The organism is Paenibacillus melissococcoides, from assembly GCA_944800085.1.
Lineage (GTDB): Bacteria > Bacillota > Bacilli > Paenibacillales > Paenibacillaceae > Paenibacillus_B > Paenibacillus_B melissococcoides.
In genome coordinates, this window is record CALYLO010000012.1 from 130,605 (window position 1) to 142,168 (window position 11,564).

Below are 11,564 nucleotides of genomic sequence, written 5' to 3' on the forward strand. Positions count from 1 at the left end.
CACCTTACCAACCACTCCAATATCACTCAGAGACGACACTCCTGTAATACTGAACAAGAAAAGAGCCATGGAGATTGTGATTCATACTCAATAGTATATTCATGAAACGTTCTTTATGTTCTGCCGAAGCCTCCTTTTCATATTCTCGAAATGTAATGACGGCCATCCCTATGCGATGCATATTTTTAAGATAGAGCGCTAATTTCAAAGAATCAGCGTTATGCTTCATTTCAATGGAGATATAGAGCTCGTTAAGTTTAGATAACCGTGCATAATGCTCTCCATATCTGCCATACGCCGCAGTGGCCTTCAATGCACCTTTATTTTGAAAGTGGTGTCGATCATTTTGGAGCGGCTTGATTCTTCATGAAGAAGCTGAACAACCTGTTTAACAATTTCATATTTTTCTACGGGTATACAATGAAGGATGAAATCGCTCGTCTTCTCCGGCTTCAGCCGTCCGTTATCCCCGCAGCATTCCCCGATAAACAGTTCATAAAAGCTATCGTGCGGCAGTCCAAATGCTTGATTGATTGCGTGAAGCTGGGGAAGCATAAGGGATTGCTTGTGGTTGAAAACGTTGCTAATCGTGGCACAATCGATTCCCGCAGCTTCCGCCAACTCCTTTTGCTTCCATCCCTTTTTGACAAGTTCCTCTTGTAAATATTGTCGGAGTATCTTTGGTGCCAAACGATAATCATTTGGTTTGATTTTAATGCAATATATGTCATATTTTAGTGAAATTTGTTGGAACCTCAGCGCCATATCCTCTCGCTTTACCCGCCTAATGTAGCCAGTCCTCCACTATCACGCAACCTCTAATATGCTAATTAATGGACCCCATCAAAAGGATATATTGATTATGGTATGATAGAAGATGCGTAAACCGATTACATGGTGGATGGGCTGCGGATCACGCAGTCGAGTAAAGGAGAGGCATCAGGATGCTGAAGGCAATCAAACAGATATATATGAAGCATTTCAAGAAAAAACTGTTCATCAAGCTGATTGTCGTTTACTCGATTCTTGCCGTCGCTTCTCTGGTTACGCTGTCCGTGTCGGCGTATCATTTCTTTGTCTATAACAACGTCAACAATGCGTTGTTCGATCAGCAGCGGAATGTGGATGCGATCAACCGCTTTCTCGATCAGAAGTATGATACGGCCCAGGCTATCATTCAGCAGGTGTACCAGGATACCATTCTTGTGAAGGAAACGGTCTATTTGCTCAATGAAGGGCTGGAAAATTTCATCCGCTATCGGCTGGACAGCTTCAGTTCAAGCAACGGCTTCTATATTCGGAATATGCACGACTTCTTCTCTACGCAGTTCGTCAAGGATCAGGATCTGCAAAATATCAATCTGATTAGTCTGAAGAAGCAGTTTGCCTACATCTACTATAAAGGCGGCTTCTATCGCGGCTACTACGACTGGAGCGAGAACAGCCAGGCGCAGCAGCTATGGCAGAATAATCGTTATGCCATTCCGACCAAGCGCTACTCGCCGGAGTCGGGGAACTCCAATCCGGCGGCGGAGACAGGACACGACATCGCAACGAAGCCAATCGAAGAAATCATGAATATGCCGCCGTTTGAACCGGATCAGACGGACAAGCCGCTCTCTCTGCTGAGCGTAACCAACCGGATCAGCAACCCGGAGACGCTGGCGACGGCCGGAGATATTACCATCGACTTCAATGCCGACGGCATATCGCGGCAGATCGGCGAGCAAATGCCGGGAGAACAATGGCTCGTGCTTGATTCCAACGGCCAAACGGTCTACCATACGGAAACTTCGCCGCTTCCCGTCACTTCCCAATTTTACAGTGACTTGATGTCTATACCGCGTAACAAATCGGAGCAAGTGGATCTCAACGGACAGAAGTCATATGTCATGGTGTCGGAGACGAATAAATTGGGCCTGGTTGTCGTCAACACGATTCCTGAGAAAGCGATTACCGGTCGGCTGTCGGGAATTCGAAATACGATAGGCATTATTACTTTGCTCTGCATCATAACGGTACTGGCGGCCACCTACTTCTCCGTTCTCCATCTGTCGCGCCGCACGCAGACGGTCATCCAAGGGATGAAGAAGGTTAGAGAGGGCTATCTTAATACGAAGCTTCCGGTCGACCGGGAAGACGAGCTGGGGCTTATCGCGCTCAGCTTCAACCAAATGTGCGAAGATTTGCAGCAGTATATCAATAAAGTCTATAAATCGGAGCTGAAGCAGAAAAATGCGGAGCTGATAGCGCTTCAGTCTCAAATCAAACCTCATTTTCTGTACAACACACTGGAGGTTATCCGGATGCGGGCGATCTCGCAGGGCGCGAACGATGTCGGCGATATGATCTATAACCTGGCATCCATGTTCCGGCACATGGTGAAGGACAAGACCACGATTACATTAAATGAAGAGATCGAAAATTGCCGCCGTTACCTGGAACTGACCCGAATCCGTTACCGGGACAAGCTGCAGTACTCCATCTCTATGGATGAGCGTCTGGGCGGGTATAATATCATGAAGCTCTCGGTGCAGCCAATTATCGAGAACTACCTCGTTCACGGGCTAGGGTTGGACCGGACAGACAACCATATCGCCATCGAAGTCGAGTCCAGTGAAGGGGATTTGGTGATTCGGGTTGCCGACAACGGGAAAGGGATCGAGCTCGAGCGGCTGCAGCAGATTCAAAAGGAACTGAGACAGTCGAGCATTCAGGAGCATGGTTCATTGGGGCTGAAAAATGTCCATGACCGCCTGCGAATATTGTATGGAGACAACTACGGGATTACGCTGGAAAGCGTTCTCGGGGCCGGCACGACGGTCACCATTCGCGTGCCTTTGAATTGACGCAGGGTTACCCGGTACCCAGAAAAAGACCCTAATCCTCGAGAAGCTTGGAGGGAATCTCGCAAGACTAGGGCCATATCGAATTTAAAATAGAAGATGCGCGATGAACGCGATAATCGGCAATGTAAGCAAGGTACGGAGCAGGAAAATGAAAACCAGATCCTTAAAGCTTACGGGCAGCTTAGAGCCTAGCAGCAATCCGCCGACCTCGGACATATAGATGAGTTGGGTGACGGACAATGCCGCAATGACGAAGCGGGTCATGTCGCTCGTAATGTCGGAGGCCAGTACCGTAGGCAGGAACATGTCCGCGAATCCGACAAGAATGGTCTGGGAAGCCGCTTCCGCTTCAGGAATACCGAGCAGCTGCAGCAGCGGAATGAATGGCCAGCCGAGCCATTTGAAGATTGGCGTGAATTTGGCGATTGCCACAGCCAGTGTGCCGATGGCCATAACCACAGGGATAACGCCGATCCACAGGTCGATAATGTTTTTGCAGCCGTCCCGAAGGAAGGCTCCGGCTCCCCCGTGCTGGCGCGCCTTGCCGACGGCCTGGCGCAGCCCCCAACGCCAAGGGCTCCATGCGGCCGGGATGACCTCTTCTTCCGCAGGAGTGGCATCGGGTGAATAGGTGTCCGGCTTGCGCGAGAGCGGCGGAATGCGCGGCATGATGACGGCTGCTGCCATCCCGGCAAAGGTTACTGTCGCATAAAAAGGAAGAAACATATGCCCTAGCCCGACATTGCTCAGCACGATGAAGCTGAACGTAATGGATACAGCCGTAAATGTCGTGCCGATGACGGCGGCTTCGCGTTTCGTGTAATATCCGGATTCATACTGCTTGCTTGTCATCATGACCCCAATAGTGCCGTCTCCAAGCCAGGATGCCATGCAATTGATAGAGGCTCGTCCCGGCAAAGTAAAAATCGGGCGCATAATTCGGGTCATGAGTGTGCCAAAAAACTCAAGCAGGCCAAAGTCGACCAACAGCGGCAGCAGAAGACCCGCGAGCAAGAATACAACGAACAACCCAGGGATAAGACCGGAGAGCAGCATGCCTCACGTACTCTCCGACCATATCCATTCCGGCCCGACCCGGAAAAAGGTAAGTATCGCGAATAGTACCCCTAATGTCCGTGCGGCGAACCAGAAGGGGGAAATGTTGAACAGTGCATTCCATAGCGGCATATGCAGCAGCTTGACCGGCTTCAACCAGCGGGTATAAGCGGTTCCCAGCCAGGCGAGCACGATGAGGATTGTGACCGCCGACGGGAGCCAAGGCTCAAGCCCTTGCGTGATGGCGTTGGTCAGGAATGCAATGGGCACGGTCACTTCTCCGTTCCTCGGAACGGGAATGACGAAGAGAAGCAACCCCAGTAAAGAGGGAAGGGCGAAATGCAGCACTCCTCTTAGATTCAATTGCTGTGTATGCGCAAGTTTTCGTTGCGTCTTGTCGTTCTTGGCTACCATATATGAATAATTCTCCTTGGATTACGGTATAATTATGCAACATTGTTTACTTTATTACAAATAGAGTCGAAATCCAAGAGCAGATTTGGTAACAAATAGTGGGATTGAGTGTGTTGCAGCCCGTCCAAACCTCCTGTATTTCATTATATCCTCCAAATGATTCATTAAAAGGTTATATTTGGAGTTTATCAGTTACAGGCAAAGGTTATATTTGCGATTCATGGACCTATCAAACGGGCCCGCCGAGTTATGGTATGATAAGAGATGCGTTAACCGGTTACATTCTGGGGCAGCTTTCGGAGCAGTCCGGCACTCAGGAGCATGGTTTCTGGGGATTGAAAAATGTGCATGACCGTCTGTGGATATGCTAGGGAGACAAACTACGGGATTACGCTGGAAAGCGTTCTCGGGACCGGCACGACGGTCATCATTCGTGTGCCTTTGAATTGACGCAGGGAAGTGGTTAAGGGGGGATACGATGTACAGCGTATTTTTAGTAGATGACGAACCATTTATTATAGAAGGCTTGCAGACAATTCTGGAATGGAATGATTACGGATTAAGCGTGGCGGGAACGGCGGAAAATGGGAAGGATGCGTGGGAGAAGCTGGAGCGGCAGCCGGTTGATTTGATTATTACCGATATTATGATGCCGCGCATGACCGGCCTTCAGTTAATTGAGAAAGTGAAGGAGGCTCATCCTCAGACCCGGTTCATTATATTGAGCGGATATAACGAGTTCATGTATGTGAAGGAAGGCATTAAGCTGGGCGTGGAGAATTACTTGCTGAAGCCGATCAATATTGAAGAGTTCCGCTCCACGCTGGAGACGACCGTGCAGAAGATCGACCAGTCCCGGGTTCATCAGATGGCGGAGCAGCACAATCGGGATATTTTGCGGGACAATGTGCTGTACCGCTGGCTGCGCGATTTGATCCATCTGGAAGAATTGCAGCAGCGGGCGGAGTTGCTGGATATCCGTTTTATTCATCCCTATTATATGGTTGTCCTGGTCCGGCACGAGCCGCGAATGGATCAGGAGGCGGATTATGATAAGCAGGAAGAGGTCGTCAGTCACGCCAGACGTCTGTTGCAGCAGGCGAACGGCGGATTTTGCGTCCCGGAATGGGACGGAGAGACCGCGATCATTTTCGGCTTGTACCGGAGCGAGGAGAAGGAAGAGCTCATGGAGCGGCTGCGTCAATGGAAGCGGGAGGTAGAGGATACGCTGGGCACCTCCCTGCAGATTACGCTGGGGAGCGTCCAGGAAGGATACGCCCATGCTTCGGCAAGCTACTTGCATGCGAAGCGGGTCCAGCCTTACCATCTTGTCCGTGCGGATGACGAATGGGTCGACGTCGACGAGATCGCCGACTACCGCTCGTCCCGTCCGGCAGACGTGCAGCCCGAGACGGAGCCTTACGTGAAGCTGCTGTACGACCGGGACAAGGAACAGCTTCGGACGCAGCTGGAGGCCGATTTCGAACGGCTCTCATCAACATCAGGGGTTACGCCGCGGGATATTCGCAACTTCACCGTCGAATTGCTCATCGCCTGGAAGCAGGCGTTGAAGGATACCGCTCACTACTTGATGGAGGAGGAGCGGGACTGGTTCGATGATGTGTACCATATTCAGACCCTGGAGGTGCTGAAGGATCATGTGCTCGAGGTCGGCTACCGCATTATGGGCCAACTGGCGGAGCCGGAGCATATGAGTCCGGTCATCAAGCAGGTGCTGCATGATATTCATGCCCGGTATGCGGAGGAACTGTCGTTGAAGACCTTGAGCCAGGTGTATAATATCAACCCGGTCTATTTAGGGCAATTGTTCCAGAAGGAGGTTCAGTCGACCTTCTCCGATTATTTGAACAAGACGCGCATCAAGATGGCGAAGGAAATGCTCGTCAATACGAATCAGCGGATGAGCGATATTGCCTCCAATGTCGGTTATTGGGATAAAAGTTATTTCTATAAACAGTTCCGCAAGTACGTCGGCGTATCCCCCAAAGAATACAGAGAATTCCATGCAAACCGAAATGAAATCGTATGAAATACATTACTGGGAAGGGGTTCCACGGTGTCACATGAAAATGCGGCATCTATGAAAGCCCTTCCTTTATTTTGTACACCAAATCTAAAGTTTGTTGACTATTGGAAGCGCATCAATTGGAGTACGCTAGAGGTACAACATAGCAACGGGGGATGAATCTGATGCAATCCATCAAGAACGTTTTTCGGAGCTTAAACCGCAACTGGATTTTTCTCATCATGGTTCTTCCGGGAGCCTTGTGGTTTTTGTTCTTCTCCTACCTGCCGATGTTCGGGACTGTTATCGCTTTCAAGGATTATCGTTTTAGCAGAGACGGCTTCCTTGCCAGCTTGCAGCAAAGTGAATGGGTAGGCTTTAAAAATTTCGAATATCTTTTCGGTACCAATGACGCATATGTCATTACGCGCAACACGATTTTGTACAACATGGTGTTTATCGTGCTTGGTCTGGTCGGGGCCGTGGCGATGGCTATCATTTTGAGCGAGATTGTGAACAAGCGGCTGGCGAAGATATATCAGACCGGGATGTTCCTTCCTCACTTCTTGTCGTGGGTCATCGTCGGTTATTTCACATTCAGCTTCCTGAGCGTCGACAAAGGGGTGCTGAACCAATTCCTCACTTGGTTAGGAAAGGATCCGGTCTCCTGGTATTCCGACACCACGTATTGGCCTTATATTCTCGTATTCCTCAATCTATGGAAAGGAATCGGGTATTCCAGCGTCGTCTATTTGGCTGCCATTGTCGGGATTGACAAGACCTATTATGAGGCTGCGATGATTGACGGCGCCAACAAGTGGCAGCAGATTCGCCATATTACGATACCTGCGATTACGCCTTTGATGACCATTCTGACATTGCTGGCCATCGGCAGAATCTTTTACGCAGACTTCGGGTTGTTCTATCAGATTCCACGCGACTCCGGTCCGTTATACAGCGTAACGAACGTCATCGATACGTATGTGTACCGTGGGCTGAAGGCAACAGGGGAAATCTCGATGAGTACGGCCGCAGGCTTGTATCAGTCGCTGGTCGGGTTCATTCTCGTGATGACATCGAACTGGATTGTGCGTAAAGTGGACAAGGACAACGCGCTGTTCTAAGGGGGGGACGACATTGAGAAAAAAAACACGAGATTTCCACAATTTATCTAGAGGCACCAACTTGATTTTCAATCTGATTGCCGGTTTGTTTGCTTTCCTGTGCGTCTACCCGTTCTTGTTCGTCATTGTTATTTCATTGACGAATGAGGAGGCGCTTGCACGGAACGGGTATTCCATATTCCCGGAGAAATGGAGCTTTTCCGCTTATGAATATATTTTCAAGGCCGGAGATCAGCTTCTTCGCTCCTATGGAGTAACCATCCTGATTACGGTCGTGGGGACGCTTATCAGTTTGGCCGTGATTTGTCTATACGCTTACGCGATTTCGCGTAAGAACTTCCAATATCGGGGGTTCTTCTCGTTTATCGCCTTCTTTACGATGCTGTTTAATGGCGGATTAGTCCCGACCTATATGGTTCTAACGCAGGTGCTTCATTTGAAGGACACAATCTGGGCGCTTATATTGCCGCTTATCATGAATGCCTTCTACGTCCTTATTATGAGAACGTTCTATAATACAACGGTGCCGGATGCGATCATCGAATCGGCCAAGATTGACGGAGCCGGGGAATTGCGGGCATTTATTACGATTGTGCTGCCCATCTCCTTGCCGGGGATTGCCACGATTGGATTGTTCGCCACGCTTGGTTTCTGGAATGACTGGTTCAATGCGTTGCTGTATATCGACAACCCTGCGCTCGTTCCGCTGCAATCGATGCTGATGCGGATCGAGAACAGTATGCAATTCTTGCTCAACAATGCGCAGCTCAATGCATCGGGCCAGACGCTTGAATTGATGCGGACATTGCCGCAAGAATCGACACGGATGGCGCTCGTCGTCCTGGCCACGCTGCCAATCGCATGTGCATATCCGTTCTTCCAGCGCTACTTCGTTCAAGGCTTGACCATTGGAGCTGTTAAAGAATAAGCAGTTCAACCTTCGATTATTCCCGGGCGGCGGCCTACATAAGCAGGCCGCCGCTCCGGAAATAATATACACCACAACTTGGTCACAAAAAGGGGAGGAAAAACATGGATAAGGCAAAAAAATTGTTGCTCATGACCTTCTGTCTTGTCCTGGTCGCTTCGCTGGCACTGGCTGGCTGCGGCAGCAAGAAGGAAGAAGAGGGCGGAACAGAAGCAGGCACGAGCGAGAAGCCGGTTGAGCTGATCTGGTATTCCATCGGAGCACCGCAAAAAGATTTGGACAAGGTCATGGAAAAGGTGAGCGAGTACACCAAAGAAAAAATCGGTGTTACCGTAAAAATGAAGCTGTTCGACTGGGGCGATTACAATCAAAAGATGGGCGTTATCGCCGCTTCTGGTGAACCGTTTGATATCGCATTTACTTCTTCGTGGGCTTTTGAATACGTTGCCAATGCGAAGAAAGGCGCATTCTACCCGCTTGATGACTTGATGGATCAGTATGGCCAAGACATTAAAAAGCTGGTTCACCCTTCGTTCCTGGAAGGCGCCAAAATCGACGGCAAAACGTATGCGATTCCAGTTAACAAGGAATTGCCTGCACAGAAAGTATTCCGCTTCAACAAAGGGCTTGTTGACAAGTACAATCTGGACATCAACAGCGTGAAGACGCTGGAAGATCTGGAGCCGCTGCTTGCGAAGGTCAAAGAGGGCGAGCCAGGACTGTACCCGCTGTCCGCAGATAAGCAGTTCAAGTTCGCCGTTCCTTACGACCTGGTGAACGAGAACCTGCCGTTGGGCGTCGCGCTGACAGATACGAACGAACTCAAAATCGTCAACATTCTCGAACAGCCAGACATGATGAAAGGCTTCGAGACGATGCATGACTTCTACAAAAAAGGCTACCTGAAGAAGGATGCCGCAACCGCTTCCGGCGGGGATGAAATGAAAACCGGAAAATGGCTTGTAGACATGCCGGATACGCAGCCGTTCGCCGATAACCTGTGGTCTCAATCTTTGGGCTATCCGGTTGAATCGGTTCCTTATACCGAGCCTTACGTCTATAACTGGTCCGTAATGGGCTCCATGCACGCGATCTCCGCGAACAGCCCGCATCCGGAGAAAGCGATGCAATTCCTGAACCTGCTGAACTCTGATCGTTACCTGCGCAACCTGGTGAACAACGGTATCGAAGACGTTCATTACAAACGCATTGATGACGAAACGGTTGAGTATTTGCCAGCAAAAACGGAATCGTATGACATGGCAACCTTTACACTGGGCAACTTCTTCATCTTGGATAAGCTTCCTGCCGACCCGAAAGATAAATGGGAGCAGTTCGCCCAATTCAACGACAATGCGAAAAATGCGCCGCTGCTTGGCTTCCACTTCAATGCAGACAGCGTAAAAACGGAAATGACCGCGCTGACGAACGTCAAAGAGGAGTTCTATGCGTCCCTGTTCACCGGCTCGGTTGATCCGAAAGTGTACGTGCCGAAAGCAATCGAGAAGTTCAAAGCGGCTGGATTGGATAAAGTTCAAGCCGAGATGCAAAAACAATTGGATGAGTGGAAAGCATCCAGAAAATAAATAACGGCATCGTTCCATTCGCTGGATGAAGGCAGCCTGCTGCCGGCCCGCAATGAATCGCCGCAACTGTGCAGTCAGGTGGAGCGTAGGCTTCACCTGACTGTCTGCTATTCGCTGCAGAACTACTGTGGAATAGGTACGTTTATTGGTTGAATTTTGCACAATCCTTATATACAATATGATGGACATATCTAATGTAATAAATAAGGTAATGGCCGGACTAAAACGGCTTACAACAACGACTTTGATCGATGGATGGAGAAGGAGAGAGCTGACATGGAACGCCTACCCCAAGCCGTGCTTCGCGTGATGGAAGAAGCCAAGACCCGTTTAGCGGACAACCCGAAATTGCAGCAGCTGTTCTTGAACTGTTTCCCGAATACGCTGCAGACGACCACCAAATTGCATGAAGACGGCACGTCGTATGTCTTCACTGGAGACATTCCCGCCATGTGGTTGCGCGACTCCAGCGCCCAGGTGCGCCAGTATATGCCGCTGGCCAAAGAGGATGCCGATATTCGCCGCATCATCGCCGGGCTGGTGCGCAAGCAGTTGAAATATATTCAAATCGACCCGTACGCCAATGCATTCAATGAAGAAGAAATTCCGCTCGATCAGATTCATCACCGGGATCAGACGGAATTGAACGGCTGGGTCTGGGAACGGAAATACGAGATCGATTCGCTGTGCTACCCTATCCAATTGAGCTATTTGTACTGGAAGGAGACGGGCGATACGTCGCTCTTCGATGGCGAGTACAAGACAGTAGCGCATATCATTATGAACCTGTGGACGACGGAGCAGCGCCATTTCGAGCAATCGCCTTACCGCTTCTCGCGCATGGACTGCCGGAAGACGGACACGCTCAAGAACAACGGTCGAGGCATGCCGGTCAACTACACGGGCATGACATGGTCGGGCTTCCGCCCAAGCGACGATGCGTGCACCTTCGGTTACCTGATTCCTTCGAATATGTTCGCGGTTGTCGTGCTTCGTTATTTGGAGGAGATCGCGACGGCAGTCTACGAGGATGCGCCATTCGCCGCCAAGGCCCGGGCACTGTGTGAAGAGATTGAAGACGGCATTCGCAATTATGGCATCTTTCATCACCCGAAATACGGAAAAATCTATGCCTATGAAACCGATGGCTTTGGCAACTACAATCTGATGGATGACGCGAACGTGCCGAGCTTGCTGGCCATTCCTTATCTCGGCTATACGACGGAGGACGATCCGATCTATCAGAATACGCGCCGCTTCATCCTGAGCGAGGACAATCCTTACTACTATTCCGGCAAGGCCGCTCAGGGCATCGGCAGTCCGCATACCCCTGACCAATACATCTGGCATATCGCCTTGTCGATGCAGGGGCTGACCGCCGGATCGCAGGAAGAGATCGACGGCCTGATTCGGCTGCTGACGGCGACGGATGGCGATACCGGTTATATGCATGAAGGATTTCATGTCGACGATCCGGCCCAGTTCACTCGTGAATGGTTCGCCTGGTCGAACAGCTTGTTCTCTGAGCTTATCTACCGCGAATATTGGTTGAAAGCCTAATCCGACAAGAAGAGAGGGACA

7 protein-coding genes and 1 pseudogene are annotated in these 11,564 nt (G+C 50.2%); 6 read left to right on the forward strand and 2 right to left on the reverse strand.

The genetic code is table 11. The features are described from left to right. Positions 1–309: 309 nt before the first annotated feature. Positions 310–765, reverse strand: coding sequence for a helix-turn-helix domain-containing protein (locus OCY70_RS29405; RefSeq protein WP_213429589.1), 456 nt, complete (start codon positions 763–765; stop codon positions 310–312). A gap of 179 nt (positions 766–944) precedes the next feature. Between OCY70_RS29405 and OCY70_RS29410 the strand changes: the two genes are divergently transcribed. After that, positions 945–2,849, forward strand: a complete 1,905-nt coding sequence (locus OCY70_RS29410; protein WP_213429588.1) for a sensor histidine kinase — start codon at positions 945–947, stop codon at positions 2,847–2,849. 84 nt (positions 2,850–2,933) lie between these two features. On the opposite strand, the pseudogene OCY70_RS29415 reads toward OCY70_RS29410, so the two are convergent. Continuing rightward, a pseudogene (locus OCY70_RS29415) lies at positions 2,934–4,319 on the reverse strand (YjiH family protein). A 478-nt stretch (positions 4,320–4,797) separates the two neighbouring features. Between OCY70_RS29415 and OCY70_RS29420 the strand changes: the two are divergent. From OCY70_RS29420 to OCY70_RS29440, 5 genes are all read left to right on the forward strand, one after another. Beyond that, positions 4,798–6,369 (forward strand): response regulator transcription factor, encoded by a 1,572-nt coding sequence (locus OCY70_RS29420; RefSeq protein ID WP_213429587.1) that lies wholly within the window; start codon positions 4,798–4,800, stop codon positions 6,367–6,369. 161 nt (positions 6,370–6,530) lie between these two features. Then, positions 6,531–7,469, forward strand: coding sequence for an ABC transporter permease (locus OCY70_RS29425; RefSeq protein WP_006679055.1), 939 nt, complete (start codon positions 6,531–6,533; stop codon positions 7,467–7,469). Between the two features lie 13 nt (positions 7,470–7,482). Continuing rightward, positions 7,483–8,397 carry a carbohydrate ABC transporter permease gene (locus tag OCY70_RS29430; protein WP_213429586.1) on the forward strand — a complete coding sequence of 305 codons (915 nt, stop codon included), beginning with the start codon at positions 7,483–7,485 and terminating at the stop codon, positions 8,395–8,397. 104 nt (positions 8,398–8,501) lie between these two features. Next, positions 8,502–9,983 carry an ABC transporter substrate-binding protein gene (locus tag OCY70_RS29435; protein ID WP_261945020.1) on the forward strand — a complete coding sequence of 494 codons (1,482 nt, stop codon included), beginning with the start codon at positions 8,502–8,504 and terminating at the stop codon, positions 9,981–9,983. Positions 9,984–10,259: 276 nt separating this feature from the next. Next, entirely contained in the window at positions 10,260–11,543 is a 1,284-nt protein-coding gene (locus tag OCY70_RS29440) for a glycoside hydrolase family 125 protein (protein ID WP_213429584.1), read from the forward strand. Positions 11,544–11,564: the final 21 nt, after the last annotated feature.